Origin of the sequence: Alteromonas sp. B31-7, from assembly GCF_015767655.1 — a bacterium.
GTDB lineage: Bacteria > Pseudomonadota > Gammaproteobacteria > Enterobacterales > Alteromonadaceae > Alteromonas > Alteromonas australica.
Genome location: NZ_CP065233.1, coordinates 3,425,007 through 3,443,070 on the forward strand (window position 1 = coordinate 3,425,007; position 18,064 = coordinate 3,443,070).

An 18,064-nucleotide genomic window follows, 5' to 3' on the forward strand; every position below is an offset into this window, starting at 1 on the left:
ATTGTAACGACAAAAGATCACAGCGCAACTGGTGTTTTCGGAAATATAGCAATAAAAAAAGCAGGTTACCCTGCTTCTTTCGATTAAAATCATTAACTCGCGCTTAGCTAAGCAAAGCTAAAACCTGCCCTTCCTGCTGATTAGCTTGGGCTTGAATGGTAAGTGCTGACTGACTTAATACATCATTAGCAGCTTGTTGCGATGTTGCTTGTGCAAAATCTAAATCTTGAATTCGACTTCTCGATTCCGCCGCATTGACATTGGCTTGGGTTAAATTTCGAGCAGTGCTTTGTAATGCATTTTGTGTTGCACCTAGTTCACCTTGCGCACCACCGACTAACTCAATAGCGTCATCCGCCGCGCTTAACGCGTCGTTAATACTGGTTCCAGAGGTTAAATCGATTGAAAGTACACTGGATAGCTGGCTCGCAAAATCCTGAGTTTCGATATCAACACTGTTGCCAGCATTTGCCCCTACTTGAAAGCTTAGTGCGCCGTCTTCAGACAATAATGGCTTACCTGCAAAGTTAGTTTGCTCTATGGTTTGACTGATATTATCTTGAAGTTGCGATATTTCAGATTGAAGCGCTTGACGATCGCCATCGCTTAATATGCCACTACCCGACTGCAACGTTAACTCTCTAATACGGTTTACATCGTCGTTTATGCTGCTCAAGCCGCCTTCCGCTACTTGCGCCAATGAAATACCATCATATACGTTGCTTACGGCTTGTCGGCTGCCTTCTACTTCCGATGTTAAACGGTCGATTATCTGCTGCGCTGCCGCGCCGTCAGTCGCGTCATTAACTTGTTTTCCAGAGGCAAGTTTTTCCATCAACGATTCTTGCTTTTCTTGCACCTGACCAAGAATAGAGGAGGTTGAATTAATGTTTACTTGCATAAGGCCTTCCTAAGTTAACTTATTAGACAAAGTTTAGCAGAAAGCTGAATAAAATGTAGTCAGTCATTTGTATAAAATTTGATACCTATCCCTTCAAAGTTATACCTGTGAATGAAAATATATTTAGAATAAACCTTAACTTTCGATTGTATACATTCTATCCCAAAAAAAGCTACTGGATTAATACTTCGACAACACGTTGGATTTCTTCATCAGCAAGATAAGGATGCATAGGCAAACTAAAACAACGCTGTGAAACCCGTTCCGCTACTGGGAAATTATCATGGACTTGATTTTTCAGTTGTTTGAATGCTGTCTGCTGATGCATACACGTTTCGTAATAAATTGCACTTGAAATACCTTGCTGCTTCAACTTGTTGATATAGTAGTTTCGAGACTCAGATAGAGTGAGCACTGTATACTGAGCCCAGCTGCTTTTCGCAAGCGCATTCAAATAAGGAGTTTGAATTTTTTTATAGTGACCTAAAAGACTATCATATAGCGCTGCTATTTGATTTCGTCTACGTAACTCATCTGGAAAAACATCTAATTTTTCCAGTAATATTGCGGCTTGTATAGTATCTAAACGGCTATTCATACCTATGCGAACATTGTCGTACTTGTTCCCCCCCTTGCCATGCACTCGTAAAGAGGATAGTAGCTCAGCATAATCATCATTATTTGTGAATATCGCTCCACCATCACCATAGCATCCCAATGGCTTAGCAGGAAAAAAGCTGGTAGTTGCAATATCTCCAAAACTGCCAACTATTTTGCCGTTCAAACTTCCCCCAAACCCCTGCGCGGCATCTTCTATTACCCTTAAGTTGTATTTTTGGGCTATTGAAGATATCGTTTTATAATCAGCAGGTTGGCCGAATAAATCAACCCCCATAATGGCTTTTAACGTCAGGTCACTTAAGCTTTCTACTTTCCTTATAGTATCTTCTAATAACTCACATGAAATATTAAAACTATAAGGATCTATATCCACGAAAACAGGAGTTGCCCCAACGAAGGATATAGCTTCCGCCGAAGCAAAAAATGTAAAAGTAGGCACAATAACCGCGTCACCAGGCCCTATACCCAGTGCCATAAGGCTAAGTTGTAATGCATCTGTGCCATTGGCACATGAAATAACGTGCTTAACACCTACATAGTTAGCTAGTCTCTCTTCTAACTCAGTAACTTCCGGTCCCATTATATATTGCCCATGAGCGAGGACACGGTTTATCCGTGTATTTATCCTATCATTGATATGGATATATTGAGCTTTTAAATCAATTAACTGCATACAACGTCAACAAAGCGCCCATGTTGATCTCCACTCTTCAAATCTCAATTCGACTTCTCGTTTTTCTTGGGTTGTCATCGGTGGATTCTTATTCGGCCTTATAATATCCTCTAACGTTTCCGAGTTAATAGTCCGACGTTCTAATAGTTCTGAGAGTGCAAGTAATTGTGCTTGAAATATACTTTCGTTAATCACCGACAAGGAATCTCTTTTCCCGCACATAGCGTTGCGAAAAAAGAGTAATCTCCCAGCATCTACTTTTTCATTTACAAAGTGTACTGACACTCCTGGTTGCACATTATTTTTAATCGACCAATAGATGGCATCTAACCCGCTTGTCTGAGGAAGCTTGCCTGGGTGGAAGTTGATAACCCCATCTTCAAAAAAATTTATAATCTCAGCTTTTAGTATTCTCGCACCCGCTATAAACGCTAATGTAGATTGATTCTTCGTAATTATCTTTTCTATTGCCTCATGGTCATGATGGGCGACGCTGAAAAACGAGTATCCGTATAAAACGCAAATATCTCGTGTATTGGGTATGAAACTCGAGTCAATTAATGAAGAAAAAGTATTATTGCCAGATCCTGTTTTCAAATTTTGTTTTGGGGCAGCCAGAACCACTACGTTCTCATAACCTAACGCCTTAAACCGAGAGAGAAATTCATAGGTCTTTCTGTGAGGAAAATCATAGGCAAATACAACCAATGGCCGTTCAGTCAATTTGATCACTGACAGTCTCCAAGCACCTGTCTAAACATTGGGTGTTGAATCTGAGCATTACAGGCTACGTTATCTTTTGTTTGTAAAGAAGACACGACCTCTATACAGTGGCGAGCATCTTCAATTCCGTACCCTCGCCCTGCTAGTATTTCTTGATAACTAACGGTATGTAAATCTGTAAAGCCTTGAGAAAATTCAATTTCTTTCCCATCAACAGTAATTGAACGAAATGTACTTTGTTTCCCCTGAACGAATCCGGGCAAATCCGCAGCATCAATCGACAAAAACCATGGCACTCTTGCTTTTTCGTATTCAAGATAACCAAACGCTTTCTTATTATCAATGTAATGAAGCTCGTTCTTGATCAAGTTGCCAAAGATGAAATGCAGCATATCAAAAAAGTGGATACCAATATTCGTCGCTATACCAAAAGACTTTTTCGGATCGCCCTTCCAACTCTCCATATACCACTTTCCTCGAGAAGTGATGTATGTCAGCTCTACCTCATATTTATCATCTCGCTTTTCTTTTTCAATTTGACTTTTTAGGTCTAAAATTGCGTTGTGATGACGTAACTGTAATATATTGAATACACGTCTCCCAGTCTCCTTCTCTATTAAAGATAGGTCGTCAAGTAACTTTAGACTTGGTACAAGAGGCTTTTCACATATTACGTCACACCCCAGTCTCATTCCTGCTGCAATATGGGCATGGTGTAAATAGTTTGGAGAGCATACCGATACATAATCGAGTTTCTGATGAGGAGTCCTCTTAAGACTGAAAGCAAATTCATAGAAGCGTTCGAACTCCGTAAAAAACTCACTTTGCGGTGAGATGCTATCAATAATACCTACAGAATCATTCTTATCATAACACACTGTCAACGTATTTTGAGTTTCTTTGATTGCTTTCATATGGCGTGGAGCGATATAGCCTGAAGCACCAATAAGGGCAAAATTCTTCATATTTTTTTCATCTAAGCTTTTACAATTTTGGGAGAGCTATTCTTATAATAACCTCTAGCGTCAATAATGAGCATACCGTGTTTTTCTATCAAAGCGTAATCAAATGCATCATGAGCAGTTGCTAGAACTATTGCGTCAAAAGATGCCAATTCTGTTGGCGTCAAATCGATACTGTTAAGCTGAAAGGTGTACTTTCGAAATTTAGGGAGTTTTGCAACATGGGGATCTGAATATTCAATATGCGCTCCTCGCTCCAGCAACCTGTTCATCAATTCCAGCGATGGAGACTCTCTCATGTCGTCTACATTCTTTTTATATGCGACACCTAAAATGAGAATTCGGCTTCCGTTCACAGCCTTTTGATGTCTATTTAAAGCTTCAGTTATTTTATCAACAACCCACAGAGGCATGGCTGAGTTGACCTCTCCAGCAAGCTCTATAAATCTAGTGTGAACACCATATTCACGGGCTTTCCAAGTCAAATAAAATGGATCTATAGGTATACAATGACCACCAATACCTGGTCCAGGGTAATAGGGAGTAAAGCCAAACGGCTTTGTCGCTGCAGCATCAATAACTTCATATATATCGATGCCCATTTTGTCAGCCACAATTTTCATTTCATTGACCAATCCGATGTTTACAGCGCGATGAATATTTTCAAGTAACTTTGTCATCTCAGCAATTTGTGTGCTTGAGACTGGAACAACTTCATCTACAACTTTGCTGTAGAGTGCAAGGCCAACTTTGAGACACTGAACAGTACTACCCCCAACAACTTTAGGGATACGCTGAGTGCTAAACATCTGGTTCCCGGGATCTTCTCGCTCCGGGGAATAAATGAGAAAAACATCCTCGCCAACAATAAGCCCTTTGTTTTCTATTAAAGGACGTAGTATTTCTTCTGTTGTCCCTGGGTAAGTAGTACTTTCCAACGAAATAACCTGACCTGGTCGAAAGAAGCTCGAACAAGCTTCCATCGTACTTAAAATATAACTTAAATCTGGTTCTCTATGTTTATTTAGAGGTGTTGGGACACACAAGATAACAGCGTCACATTCGCTAAACCGGCTAAAGTCGTAACTTGCCTCAAGCCCTTTTTCTCTTGCAGTAGCAATAGAGCTTGCAGAAATGTGCTCTATATAGGAATTGGCACTATTTATGGCTTGAACTCTTTCTTGAAGAATATCAAAGCCTATTACTCGGTGAAATTCTTCTGAACATCTGATAGCAAGAGGCAAACCAACATATCCCATGCCTATGACACCTATTGTTGCTGTCTTCTGTTCCAGAAGTTTTAGCAGATTATTTAACAACTTCAATTCCACCTTCGATTACAAAACTATTGCGTATACTGTATATTATCGGCAAAGCATAATAAAACTGTAAATAGAAATTTGAATACTATAAATCAGCGACTTAGCTTAAATCTCGACCTAAAATAGATACAATGTAGAATTTTTACGTTATCAACGTAAGCAACAATTAGATTATGCAATTGACGACACTCTTGCTAGTATCTTGGTATCAAACTGAATGTGGTATACCCTCAAACGCAATATGGAACGTAACACTCTGCTTATAGCTAGTTGTAACGAACTTTCTAACTCTTTAAGGTTTCAACAATGGCTCTCAATCCTCGAACCGCACTTTGACATACAAATCTTGTCCACAGATACAAACGAGACGGAAAATAAACGGGTTTATTGGTTCTACAACGCATCGTCGAGCAAACTTGCCCTCCTCCTCAAGCGTATAGCCTTTTATACTAGGTTTAAGCGTATAAGCGAGTATCTCGATCTAAAGAAGTTGAAATCGAATTTAACGAAGCGAGATTTAAAGGATGTTGATTTAATCTTAGTTCTAGATTTGTCACTAATACCTTTATTTAAAAAGCATCTTAATAAAGTTGTTTTTGACAGTATTAATATCAAGATAAAAAAATCAGAAAATATCTATTATGATAAATTTACTGATGCGTGGTTGGGACACTTTTATTTTTCCACCTATGTTAATCAATGTGCATTGGTTTTTTGTCATACCATTAGCATGAGAAATAGAATAAGCGACATGGTAAGAGCAAAGTTCGTATACATTAACAACGAACTACTACATGCGGATAAAAAATCTGATAATAAAAATCGACCCAAGCGTATAAAAAGATTCATAACAATTTTGACTTCTGAGCACTCGCTGGAGACCATTGAAGAGTTAGCACCCTTTATCTCCATAATGTCACCAGAACGAAAACTCACTATTATCGCCCCACATGACGCACCTGAACTACTAAAAGCTCTTGTATCTTTTTGTAGAGGTAAGCATTATGTATCGCTTACAACGAAAAGTTCATTAATCAATCGAATTAAGATGTTATCAGAGTTTGATTACGCCATTTATTTTCCAACCAATGATTATGGAAGCTCAATTCATTCGCCCCTCTTCTATGACCTAATTATTGCAAGGTTAATCATAATATCAGTGCACAAAAACGGACATGTCGACATATTTCCCGATGCTAAAGTAACAGATAACTCCATAGCAGGAACTGAGTTAAATTCGATGATGTCCACTGTGAAAAGCATTCACTCAGTATCCATAAAAAACATCGAAAACAACTATAAGCCACTGAATAAAAACAAAAATCACGAATCAGACATCATTTGCATGCTCAAAAATTTGATAGAAAATGAAAAAATATAACCACTTTAAAGAACTCCTTGAGCACCTTTGTAATAGTGGCAGAAGTTTCATTTCTTTTAACGAAATAGAAAAAAGGAGTGAATTTGATTCCAATTGTGTTGCATTGAGATACGACATACATTTAAGAGATATTCAAAACGGAATGGATATGCTTAAGATGGAAGAAGAAATATGCGGTAAAATCAGTTCAACTTCTTTCGTCATGTTCGGCCTAGCGGGCAGCACCATGCTCGAATCTCTTACGGAGCTAATTAACTCAAGAGCATATGATGAATATATTGAGAAATGCCTGGCTCTTGGAGCTAATATTGAACCTCATATATCCCCGATTAATGACTATTTGTATCGCTACCAACCAGTTTGGAGTAAATATCCTGAAGAACTAGTTGCTAAACTGTTGATAGAAAATTATGAGATAAGCGAAACCCCAAACGGGCTCAAAATCAACATAAAGCATGATGACGTATTTAACCTAGCTCATATCAATCTCCATTTAGTCGAATTTATAGAAGAGTTTGCTTGGAACTGGAAGAGCCGCTTCGGCCTTGACATCAATGGTTTTGCAGTTCACGGGAATGGATTATCTTTAAACCGTTTACTACATAATGGAGTGCTAATGAATCAGCTATTTATGGCAGACAAGTTTCCTCGTTATTTTGAAGTTCACTCTTCAAAAGTTCGACGCTTTCTGTCACTTTACAGCGACTGCACTCTTCCTTATTGGATGTGGGATAAACCTAGCTTTAAACAAGATAACTTACAGCTTCTCGTTCATCCTGCTCAATGGAACGATGACAAAATTCAGAAATGCAAAGCAGCTTCAACTCAGCTCCAAATCTCTAAGCGCCATCTTAACTACCCGTATGCTGCACCGCTGGACACGATAATTAACCCAATTCACTTTATAAATTCCAAACTTGGCCGATATGAATATGGTGAAAAAATTAAGAGTTGTTACTACGAATGAAGAAGCCTACCAACACAAACATTTGGCGAAAGGATTATGAAGCCTTCTACAAATTGCATGCGGATGAAAATAAACCTGTATACGCTTACGATTGGTGTAAAAAGTTTATTACCGAACGTCTCCCGAAGCCAACGGAAGGCTACAGACCCTCAATGGTTGATATTGGGTGTGGGGACGGTATATGGTCAATTGTTCTTTCTGATAACTATAAAGTGACAGGAATAGACAATTCAGAACAGGGCATTACTAACGCTAATATTTTAGCTGATAAGTATAATGCAAAAGTACATTTTCAATTAGCTGATATCCTAGAAACACAACAAAAGTTTGAATATGCATTTTGTCGGGGACCTGAATTTTTTGGAGGCTATGCGCCAAATTCTGAAGTATTTCAGCTTTTTAAACGTGCCGTTGCAAAACTATTCACTAAACGGATGTATTTTATTGTGTACTCAAAGCCTCCTTTTAGTCGCTATGCAAATGATGAGAAAACTTCTTATTATCATGACCCGGAAGTACTTGTTGAGGAATTTAGCGAGTACGGCACATGCAGCTATACATATCTACAGAACTATATCGTGTTACAGATTAACAAGTAGCTACATTTCACATTTCCAAATTCAACCATGGAAAGATTGGGGCAATGTTGTTTTGCCCCCTTTAAGCATTACTCTAGAACAAGATCTTCTTTTAGTGTATCCGGCCAATTGCCTCTATCAAAACCATATTGGCTAAGTATAGAAAACGATAGACGCTCTAAGCCAAATCCTACACAAGACGATATAAGATTTTTTCCGCCTTTAATTCCGTAACTTTCAGTTAACGTTTCCATATGATTATTGATAGAAACGGCTGAAATAGATTGCTGTTTAAAAGGCAAATATAACTTTACTTCAAATTTAGTTTGATTCATTGCTTGAAAGTTGCGTTTATTTTGGCTTCCTGCAGGGAAAAATGGGTCCGTCGCTGTCTCAACTTGATAGTCAAGCTGCCATCTTTCAAAAAGCGCTTCGCAATCAGACTTTATTTTTAACCTGTTTTTATGAACCCATGATGACTTACCAAAAAGAACGATTTCTCGCATATTGAATATATGAGTACGCGAGAGGTCTTCTGCTGAAGGCCCCTCAAATCTATGACATTTACCCGTACTGGTAATGATCATATTATCTTCAAGTTTTGCCCCTTTAAGTTCTTCGAAACAATGGTGGCAAACTGTTGGGGCAAGCATTATTCCGTTTGTACTGACTAAATCATTAAGGCTCTCTATGTCTTTAAGCGCTGACAAAGATTTTAGGGTGTCAGAATCTTGATGCGCCATACTGACAAAAAGAGCATGATGAGGAAATCCTGAGACGTATCCATTTTCTATCATGCTGTTGACCGGTAAAATATTTGGATACAAACGCTCGGATGCCCCCTCTCGAAGCGCATACTGCCTGAAAAATTCATCTAGTTTTTGCATCAATTCCAAAAGCGCCCCAGAGTATGTATAAATACCCGGCATCATTTGAACTAACTGGTTAGATTCAAGTAAAACTGGCATAGGGTCTTGCGTAAATATAGAATGTTCCGTGCTAGCTTTACTCTGCATGAGATTAACTTTACGGTATGACTTTTTCGTCTCGTCAATTAGACCTTGAATATTGTCAATTAGGGCTTGAGGTAAATCATTCTCACTTGTTACGCGGATATCACTATGTTCAGTTGATATCTTACTTTTGGGTGGTAGTAAGTAACGAATCTGTGTTTCTAAAAGCGTCAACATTTCTTTATTATTCACCACACCCAATGTAAAAATCTGCTCCATTAGCAATCAACTCCATAGTCTAGTTTTTTCATCATGGCTCCAGCAAAATTCAAAAAATCGGCTTTATCGTTGGCAGACCATTCTTCCCAAATGGGTAGATACTTAGTGCTTCGACTATTGATTCGAGAAGTGAGAAGAGCTTTTGTTTGAGTGGAAATAGGATGCTCGATACATAAGAAACGTCTAATTTCATCGTAAACAATTTGAGGTGAGGACACGAAATCCTCAAACCTTACGGTAAGTACGTTATCGTTATCAAATTCAGCCAATTGTTCTATTATAATTCTATTTGTTTCTGCCCAGAGCCAAGCATTTTTAGCCACTACACTCAATGAGGACCATTTACGATAAAGAGGGTCATTTCCCCTAGGACTAATTCTACCTAGGTTAATATAACGCTCCAACTTTGATAGTTTTTTCCCTTTGGGCGGCCAACCTACAGGAACTGGGTCAGGTTCTTCGTTCGTCGTGCTGGAGCGCACAAAATCAATACCATTCCTATACAGGAAAATAACTTTAGCAGACGGATATTTTGTTCTAATCGAAGATAGAAATGGCGCATAATTATATGCTATATCACCAAAGAACCCGACATTGTGTTTTTCAAAGTTATCATTAATATTCTTTCTATATTTATCGAAAAGAAAATCAGCGACACTGGGATTATCATATGCTTGTTTATTTTGAAGAGTGAGAAAGGGAAGATACTGGTCGCCTACGGACTCTTCTACTCGAATTTTTCCTTCATGAAGCGCTAATGTATTCTGTTCAGAATTGAGCAAATTTGATAGCCACATAGTGCCGCATCGTCCAGAACCTGTTGCAAAAAATAGCGTCCGCACTCAACTTTTCTCCTCAGAAAATATTTCATTGAGGCGATTAATCGTTTCTTTGGTATATAGGTCCTGCTTTTTGAAAATATGACCAGGATCACGATAGTCGTTGTCAGTTATTCCAGACGATTTAACGCTATCTACTAAAATAACAGAGCCATCTTTGATTTTAGTGTCGATATAATTTTTTGTTTTACTGACTAATTCTCCTAAATCTTCTAAAAATGATTCAGTCTTTGAGTGAAGTGTTAGATTTAACAATACTAACTTATTTTGTTTCGTGGCTACCTTATCAACTAACACCTTAAGCAACTGAACATTGATTTCGTAACTTTGACTAAAGTTTAAAGGAGCATTATTGTAATAACGTAAAATTGCATCTTCATCACTAAACTTTTCTTCATCCCATGGCTGTAACGTCGGATATTTGTAGGGGGTATATCTCAACTCTTCGAGTGATAAATCTGCCAAATATCGATTACACCACCCTTCTATCGTCGTCACAACTATATCACTATTTTTGATAAAACCATTTTGTTTTAGAATTAAAGAAGTTGATGGGCATGGAAGCGAAAAGCGTTCTAAGTCACAACTACGATTAAACTCATTCATTCCACAACCAAAAAGAATAATGGGAGAAAATCCAATAACGAGTCTGAGGTTTTGAATATGCTCTAGCGATTCTACAATCTGGAGCATTTCAGCTATAACGAGTCCACTTACACTTATATTGTAAATTCTAATTTTTTCTTCGAACTCACTTTCTGCTAGTGCTTGCATTTGTGACAACGGTAAAAAACCCTCTCTTGTCGAGCTGCCAGATAAAATGGCGATTTGCAAACAATCATCGTTTGAGTACTGCTCAATTAAACGCATTTGCGCATAGGCATGCTTCACATCGTCATGAGGCTCGTGATGCACAATGGAATTGATTATCCGCAGAATGTGTTGAATTTGAAACATTTGAGCTGATTCAGTTTCAGAAAACTCTATTCCAAATTCATCCTCTAATTCACAAACAAAATCGATATAGTTGAGGGAGTCCCATTCAACAAAGTCATCCATACTAGATTCCACAGATAATTTGCCTGCATATTGCTCACCGAATACTCTAACGAAGCTCGCTTCTACACGTCCAAATATTTCTTTATCAAACTCTTTTGTCATCGTTCTATTGAACTTCCCACTAAACAACAATTTTACGTTAAGCCCTCACTCCAGAAAATTATGGAGTTCGAGGCGTGAATAAGGTCTCCTATCTCGTTTAGAGCACCTTTATACACTTAGGCATAGCTTGTTATCGGCTAAAACGACTAAACCTTAACTGATATTAAAATATTAACGATAGCTCTATCGACTCCTCAATAATTCTTTATACAACAGAGTTATAATAAGAACGATGATGAAACACAAGTAAATAAACTATTGACTTTCAAAGAGGCCAACATATCACCTAACGGAAGGATGTTTTATGTTTATTTTTGGAGTGAGTTAGCTCAGACATTCCTAAGATACGTTAATCCTTAAACCTTTCCATACCGCTTCGCATTGTCTCCTACCGGTTTTGCGACTACGCTACAACACGGTCAGAGTTGTATATCTCTTATTAAACATTAGTCAAGAGTGGTGCACTTTAGCCTGCATTACAGTTACTATTGACGAAGAAACCCCCACAGGTGTGCATAAAAGCGGAGTAAACCAGTGTAGAAAGAGAGTAAACTTCGGCAAAGGATGATGCCAGAGATAGGTGGGCTTGATAACCGTATTTTAAACTTTAAAATAAAGCTTTTTGTCTAGTGGGCGATAACTATAAAAAGGCATATGAGTATTTAATATATGTACAGCTTAAACAGCAACATTTGCGTAATTTTTGGTGCAGGCGAAATGGGAAGGCTGGCCTATGAGAGCCTTAAAACCAAATTGAATATTTGTGCTTTCATAGATAATGACAAAAAAAAATACAGCTCATATATCGATGATTTACCAATAAAGCCGCCACTAGAGTTACAGAACTTAAATCCCAGTAAAATTATCATTGCAAGTGAATACTTTGAGCAGATTTGGCAGCAATTAGTTGTGGATTTAGCCATTCATGAGAATCGAATTTCAGTTTTTAAAGCTACTGATTCAATCGCACAGTTTGGCCTAGATGAGCAGAGAAAAAAATTAGCTGAAAATTTACTGTTGAATGTATGCCGTGAGCTTGATGCCCACTTCGTAAATTACTATGTCGATGCGGGAACTCTATTGGGTATCATTCGTGACGATGCTTTGATTCCTTGGGATGATGATCTTGATTTTGCAGTCAGCTCTCTCCACATAGATAAATGTAAGGTTGCGATTGAAAATTTTATTAAAAAAATTTACAAAACGAAAGGAATCGAACTCGAAATAGATGCCTATTACGCAGAGTATAATTTTAAGAAAATCGCTCAAGGCGATTTAAGATGTTTTAAGTTAAAGCCGAAACACAAAAATTTAGATGCACCAGCTTTAGACTTTTTCATTAAGTATCAAGATACTGACGAAATGAATTATTTAATGTCTTCACGGGCGATCACTATGCCTGCTTATCATATTCGCAATACACAAGTAAGAATATTTCGTGGAGAAAATATTAGAATCCCGGATAATGTCGAAGCATATTTAACGGAACACTATGGTGACTGGAGAACGCCAAATAAAGAATGGAATGTCTCTATGTTAGATAACGCGACTGTATTTAAACATGATTAATAAGCCGCGATTATACACCCCTGGACCTGTGCCTATGTCTGATGATGTGCTAGCTTTGGGAGCTACTCAAGTACCGTACTTCAGAAATAGTGCTTTTTCCAATGTGTTACTTGATTGCCAAAATAAGCTGTTAGAGCTCGTCAACGCTGAATTAGGAAGCAAGGTACTTTTCTTCGGATCTTCAGGTACTGGAGCGATGGAAGCTTGTATTGATAACTTAAATCATGTGACTGGAAAAGCGTTAATAGTAAATTCGGGAGGGTTCGGTCAGCGCTTCGCCGATATTTGTCAACGAAAAAATCTCGAATTCGTTAACGCAAAATACGATGTTAATGAAATAATTAATTATAACGATTTAAAAAAAATTAATTTTGATTATTTATTAATTAATGCGTGTGAGACAACGACTGGAAGAAAATTAAATATTGAGCAGTCAGGTAAACTTTGCAGACAAAATGGTGCGTTGCATATTGTCGACGCAATTAGTGCTTTTCTATGTGACCCTATTGACATGCAGTTACAAAACATCGACATGTTGATTGTCAGCTCTAATAAAGGGCTCGCGTTGCCGCCTGGCTTAGCAATGGTTATTTTAAGCCCAAAAGCAATCCGTAAGTTAGAAAGTTCCTCCTCGATCTACTTCGACTTTAAAGAAAGTTTAAATAACATGGAGAGGGGGCAGACCCCCTTTACTCCCCCTGTCTCAATAATACTTCAACTTCAGTTTCAATTAACTCAATTAGTTCAAAAAGGAATAGAGAGTGTCATTGCTCATAGGGCTGAGTTAGCTAATTACTTTAGAGCTAAAATAGCCCACTTACCTTTAAAAAATTATGTTCATGATTCCTCAAACTCTTTAACCGCTTTATCTCCTTTGGAGCAGAATGCGAATGAGGTTGTTGACTACTTTGAGAAAAAACACAACTTGATTTTAACGCCTAGTTCTGGTGATTTAGCAAAAATTTTATTTCGAGTAGCTCATATGGGACATGTTGATAAAAAGCACTTCGATGTATTAATTGAGGCTCTAAGCGAATACTATCAAGAGAGGATATCATGAAAGCATTATTGATGGCTGCTGGCGTTGGAACGCGCATCAGTCGCTATTTAAATGGTATCCCTAAATGTTGCGTAACAATAAACGATGATAGTTTAATTAAATATACAGTTGACATGCTGAAGAAGAAGGGTATTGACGATATAGCAATCGTTACTGGTTACAAGGAGGAATATATTCTGAAGCAACTCGAAGGATATAGGTATACACATTTCCAAAACCCTTTTTTTGATGTTACCAACTCCATTGCATCAACATGGTTCTCCCAATCTTTTCTACAGCCAGATGATGACTACATTATTATGAATGCAGACGTTTTTATTGAAGAAACTGTCATTGATATTTTATTGAAAGAACAAAGTTCTCCTCTATTTCTTGCGGATAGTTCACGTATTGAAGGTGCAGACTATCGATTTAACTGGAAAAACAATGTACTCATTAAGTATGGCAAAGAATTAGAATTGGAAGAAACAACTGGCGAATATGTTGGTATCGCAAGAATAGCAGCTAGGGATATTAATTTTTTTAAAAGCGTATTAAAAAGCTTAATTCAACAGCAAAAGCATGACTATTGGTGGGAAGATATATTTTATCGTAGCAATGATATTAAACCAGTTATAATTCACGATATAAAAGGTAATTTTTGGGCGGAAGTTGATTATATTGAAGATTATGAACGTATTAAAGATTACGTTGAAGAGAATTTTCATGAATAAAGTAAATCAAGATATTATTAAAGATTTAACTAGGTTGTTTGAAATAGAACAGCAACAAAAAAAATTGAAACAAGAATATAAATTATTAGAAGATAAAATACATTTAACTTTCGACTCGGCAAAATATGATACTTTACAAGCAGAAAAGCATATTATTAACAAATTTTGGTCGCGAGCCTATGATGATTATCTAGATGGTGGATATATAACCAATGACCAGTTTATAGTAGATGCTCGCTTTGAATATGAAAAAATCATTATTCAGAACTTAGTAAACCAAAACGTCAGTGAATATAAAACGTGCCTTGATATAGGTTGTGGTAACGGCCGTTATACTAAATTTTTATCTACAACTTTTTCTCGTTGTGTAGGCATTGACCTTAGTGAACAAAGAATAGCTAGCAATAATTCTGAGAACAAACTTAAAAATGTTGAATATCAATGCTGTGATATATCTAACTCAAGTGATTTGGTAACAAACGGTTACGACTTTATCTTCGTTGGAGATATTTTCATGTATACCCATGAATCAGTTATTGATGAGTTATTTCATAAGCTGTTGAGGCTGTTATCTAAAAACGGATTTCTACTTGTTAGAGAAAGCACCCTATTGCAAGGGAATGATAATTATAAATCGAAAAATTATGTGGCTTACTATCGCAACTATGAATTTTACTGCTCTAATATTTTTGAAAAACACTTTATTAAGTGCCAACGAAATTACGCGTATAACTTGTATCATTTAAGTAAGTATTTTAATGTTTATCAGCAGCATAGTAAGGTTTTAAGGAACCCTCTTATTCTCGAAAATATTGTCCGGGAGTATCTAGCTAATGAAGTTAGAGCAGGACACTTCTTTCTTTACAGAAAATAACGATATGACACAGGCAGAGATTGACTTTGTAATTATTTGGGTTGACGGTGATGACCCTAATCATCAATTAAAACGAAAACGTCATTTATCAATTTTATCAGATGATGAATTAAGCATTAGAAGCCAAGACGATTTCGAAGAATCTATTAGCGATTTAAGATTTGTACAAAGTAATGAGCTAAAATATTGTCTTCGGTCTATAAAAAGATATGCTCCTTGGTACAGAAAGATAATTTTGATTACTGATCAACAACTACCAAAGTTCTTGGATTCTAATAAGCTATTCTTAGATAGAATAGAAATTGTTGATCATAAAGAACTTTTTAAAGACACACCTGAATTTTTACCAACTTTTAACTCTCGAGCAATTGTTACAGCACTCCATACACTTGATTGCTTAAGCGAGCAATTCATTTTGGGTAATGACGATTTAATGTTAAGTGCAGACGTTACTCCGAGTTTTTTTTTCGAAGGAAGAAAGCCAATTGTCAGAGGAAGCTGGTGTTCGCTCCCCAAAAATGATGATATTAAATTGCATATGCAGGGGATATTAAACTCTGCATTTATGCTTGATTATTCTTCCAGTAGTTTTCTTGTTCTTAGTCATGCCTTTGTTTCTCTAGATAAAGCTAGGTTAAATAAGTTAGCCATCAGCTTCTCAGATGAATTTATGAACAACAAGAAATACAAATTCAGGCATAGAGATCAGTTCTTGGTGGAATCTCTATATAATCACTATTGCATGAAATATGGAGAAGGAATCTTGGGCGATTTTGATTTTATGGTGCACTTTAGTATTCAACTATGTCGAGAAGGAGCTCCGGAGAAAATAGATTTTCTATTTGATTTAATTATGAGGAAAGAAAGAAAAACGTTTTGTATAAATGAATTTCAATCTTTACTTAAAATATCACCAAATCTCCATAGTTTATTAGATGAAATATGCGGACCTATGCTAGATTCAGAGATAAAAATGTGAAATTGACGTGCAAAATTAGAGTTAAAAAGTTTCTTAATAGTTGTTTAAAACACTATTCGGACGTCTCATTGAGGTTCTAATCAGTGTATGAATATTGTATATTAAACGAGCTAAATTTTATGACCGAACGTCTTTCATCAATTTCATTTTCCAACTTTACCGAAAAGGAGAACAAGACAAAATAGACTTTTTGTGTAACTTAGTAGAAGGAGAGGAACTGACTATTTTCTGATTGAACAATTTTGACACGTTAAGGAATAGATTTACAAGAGGTAAATAGAAGCGCGCGATATGGTTTGAGCACAAATTTAGGTTATTTTTGCTATTTAAAACGATTCTAAAGAAATAGTTAATACTGCCGATAAGCTGGATAAATTACTGAGACATATTATGAAAAAAATATTAACCGTTGTCGGAGCTAGACCCCAATTTATCAAAGCAGCGGCTTTAAGCAAAGAGATTCAAGACTCTCCGAAGCTTCGTGAATTTATTATTCACACTGGGCAGCATTACGATGCTAATATGAGCCAGCAATTTTTCGATCAATTAAAAATTCCAAAACCCACCCACGTCTTCAAATCGAATACGTTTTCGAGCAGTTCCTTCATTGGTGAATCCGTCACTAAGATAGGAATGGCAATAACAGAACTAAAACCTGACTGCTTATTAGTATTTGGTGACACCTATAGTACTCTGGCCGGATCGGTTGCCGCGAATGCACATGGCGTTCCTCTAGCCCATGTTGAAGCAGGTTTAAGAAGTTTTAACCGGAACATGCCAGAAGAGCACAATAGAGTAGTGACAGACCACTTGTCTGATTTTCTATTTTGTCCCAGTGAGGTTGCAACTAAAAACCTTCTCCAAGAAAATATTGGGAAAAATAAAACGCCAATTGTACGTAATGTTGGTGACATTATGTTCGATGCGTTAAAGCTATTCGCACCATTGGCAAGCCCGCCAGAAAATATAGTCGACCTTGACGACTTTCTTCTTGTTACGTTGCACCGTCCCGTGAACGTGGATAGTAAACGTAATTTATCTCGTATCGTAGATTCGATAAACCTATATGCTAGTCATAGTAAAGTAGTATGGCCTGTACACCCTCGTACGAGATCTCGGATGCAAGAGTTTGGAATAACGACCTCACCAAATGTGATAACTATCCCTCCAGCCTCATATTTCCAAATGCTGTATCTAACGGCTAGTTGCACTGCTGTAATGACCGACAGTGGAGGGCTTCAAAAAGAAGCCTTTTTCTCCGGCAAAAAGTGCTTTGTCGTCAGAAATGAAACAGAATGGAACGAGTTAGTTGAAATCAATGCTTCTAAACTCATCGGGGACGGCATGGGCAAAGAACAAGATTTAACTCTTTTGCTTAAACATAGTGAGATGCCCCATGTTTTATCGTATTCTCCTTACGGGAAAGGAGAAACCAGAAAAAGTATAGTGTCAGAACTAGAAATTCAACTGTAGCTTTTCGAAGCAAAATTAAATGTATTAGAAGATTCA

17 protein-coding genes are annotated in these 18,064 nt (G+C 37.2%); 9 read left to right on the forward strand and 8 right to left on the reverse strand.

Features of this window, described 5'->3' with window-relative positions; all coding sequences use genetic code 11:
* Positions 1-103: 103 nt before the first annotated feature.
* The 5 genes from IUA53_RS14885 to IUA53_RS14905 form a co-directional block, all read right to left on the reverse strand.
* Positions 104-901 (reverse strand): flagellin N-terminal helical domain-containing protein, encoded by a 798-nt coding sequence (locus IUA53_RS14885; protein ID WP_196897324.1) that lies wholly within the window; start codon positions 899-901, stop codon positions 104-106.
* A gap of 172 nt (positions 902-1,073) precedes the next feature.
* A complete protein-coding gene (locus IUA53_RS14890; RefSeq protein WP_044446475.1) occupies positions 1,074-2,195 on the reverse strand; it encodes a DegT/DnrJ/EryC1/StrS family aminotransferase in 1,122 nt (373 codons plus the stop codon).
* Positions 2,196-2,201: 6 nt separating this feature from the next.
* Entirely contained in the window at positions 2,202-2,927 is a 726-nt protein-coding gene (locus IUA53_RS14895; RefSeq protein WP_196897325.1) for a formyltransferase family protein, read from the reverse strand.
* Positions 2,924-3,883: a Gfo/Idh/MocA family oxidoreductase gene (locus IUA53_RS14900; RefSeq protein WP_196897326.1), complete on the reverse strand. Its 960-nt coding sequence runs from the start codon at positions 3,881-3,883 to the stop codon at positions 2,924-2,926. Before IUA53_RS14900 ends, IUA53_RS14895 begins: the two co-directional genes overlap by 4 nt.
* Positions 3,884-3,894: 11 nt before the next feature.
* A complete protein-coding gene (locus IUA53_RS14905) occupies positions 3,895-5,199 on the reverse strand; it encodes a nucleotide sugar dehydrogenase (RefSeq protein ID WP_269748606.1) in 1,305 nt (434 codons plus the stop codon).
* Between the two features lie 493 nt (positions 5,200-5,692).
* Here IUA53_RS14905 and IUA53_RS14910 point away from each other — a divergent pair, with 493 nt between their 5' ends.
* Genes IUA53_RS14910 through IUA53_RS14920 form a run of 3 tightly spaced genes read left to right on the forward strand, consistent with a single transcriptional unit; the run spans position 5,693 to position 8,149 of the window.
* Positions 5,693-6,583 (forward strand): hypothetical protein, encoded by an 891-nt coding sequence (locus IUA53_RS14910; RefSeq protein ID WP_196897327.1) that lies wholly within the window; start codon positions 5,693-5,695, stop codon positions 6,581-6,583.
* Positions 6,570-7,550 (forward strand): hypothetical protein, encoded by a 981-nt coding sequence (locus tag IUA53_RS14915; RefSeq protein ID WP_196897328.1) that lies wholly within the window; start codon positions 6,570-6,572, stop codon positions 7,548-7,550. Before IUA53_RS14910 ends, IUA53_RS14915 begins: the two co-directional genes overlap by 14 nt.
* Complete coding sequence (locus tag IUA53_RS14920) at positions 7,547-8,149, forward strand: class I SAM-dependent methyltransferase (RefSeq protein WP_196897329.1); 603 nt, start codon at positions 7,547-7,549, stop codon at positions 8,147-8,149. Before IUA53_RS14915 ends, IUA53_RS14920 begins: the two co-directional genes overlap by 4 nt.
* A 68-nt stretch (positions 8,150-8,217) precedes the next feature.
* On the opposite strand, the gene IUA53_RS14925 is transcribed toward IUA53_RS14920, so the two are convergent.
* From IUA53_RS14925 to IUA53_RS14935, 3 genes are read right to left on the reverse strand one after another with little or no spacing between them, the layout of a single operon-like run.
* Complete coding sequence (locus IUA53_RS14925) at positions 8,218-9,360, reverse strand: hypothetical protein (RefSeq protein WP_196897330.1); 1,143 nt, start codon at positions 9,358-9,360, stop codon at positions 8,218-8,220.
* On the reverse strand, positions 9,360-10,202 hold the full coding sequence (locus IUA53_RS14930) for a sulfotransferase family protein (RefSeq protein ID WP_044446460.1): 843 nt from the start codon (positions 10,200-10,202) through the stop codon (positions 9,360-9,362). Before IUA53_RS14930 ends, IUA53_RS14925 begins: the two co-directional genes overlap by 1 nt.
* A complete protein-coding gene (locus tag IUA53_RS14935) occupies positions 10,203-11,360 on the reverse strand; it encodes an acyl carrier protein (protein ID WP_196897331.1) in 1,158 nt (385 codons plus the stop codon).
* 669 nt (positions 11,361-12,029) lie between these two features.
* On the opposite strand from IUA53_RS14935, the gene IUA53_RS14940 reads away from it, so the two are divergent.
* The 6 genes from IUA53_RS14940 to wecB all read left to right on the forward strand — a co-directional run bounded on the left by IUA53_RS14940 (position 12,030) and on the right by wecB (position 18,028).
* A complete protein-coding gene (locus tag IUA53_RS14940; RefSeq protein ID WP_196897332.1) occupies positions 12,030-12,929 on the forward strand; it encodes a LicD family protein in 900 nt (299 codons plus the stop codon).
* 34 nt (positions 12,930-12,963) lie between these two features.
* Positions 12,964-13,989, forward strand: coding sequence for a pyridoxal-phosphate-dependent aminotransferase family protein (locus IUA53_RS14945; protein ID WP_196897333.1), 1,026 nt, complete (start codon positions 12,964-12,966; stop codon positions 13,987-13,989).
* Positions 13,986-14,702, forward strand: coding sequence for a phosphocholine cytidylyltransferase family protein (locus tag IUA53_RS14950; protein WP_044446452.1), 717 nt, complete (start codon positions 13,986-13,988; stop codon positions 14,700-14,702). Before IUA53_RS14945 ends, IUA53_RS14950 begins: the two co-directional genes overlap by 4 nt.
* Entirely contained in the window at positions 14,695-15,576 is an 882-nt protein-coding gene (locus tag IUA53_RS14955; protein WP_196897334.1) for a class I SAM-dependent methyltransferase, read from the forward strand. The genes IUA53_RS14950 and IUA53_RS14955 overlap by 8 nt, the downstream gene beginning before the upstream one ends.
* Entirely contained in the window at positions 15,536-16,555 is a 1,020-nt protein-coding gene (locus tag IUA53_RS14960) for a Stealth CR1 domain-containing protein (RefSeq protein WP_196897335.1), read from the forward strand. The genes IUA53_RS14955 and IUA53_RS14960 overlap by 41 nt, the downstream gene beginning before the upstream one ends.
* A 390-nt stretch (positions 16,556-16,945) precedes the next feature.
* The gene (wecB, locus tag IUA53_RS14965; protein ID WP_196897336.1) at positions 16,946-18,028 is read left to right on the forward strand and encodes a non-hydrolyzing UDP-N-acetylglucosamine 2-epimerase; all 1,083 of its coding nucleotides are present in this window, start codon (positions 16,946-16,948) and stop codon (positions 18,026-18,028) included.
* Positions 18,029-18,064 lie beyond the last annotated feature (36 nt).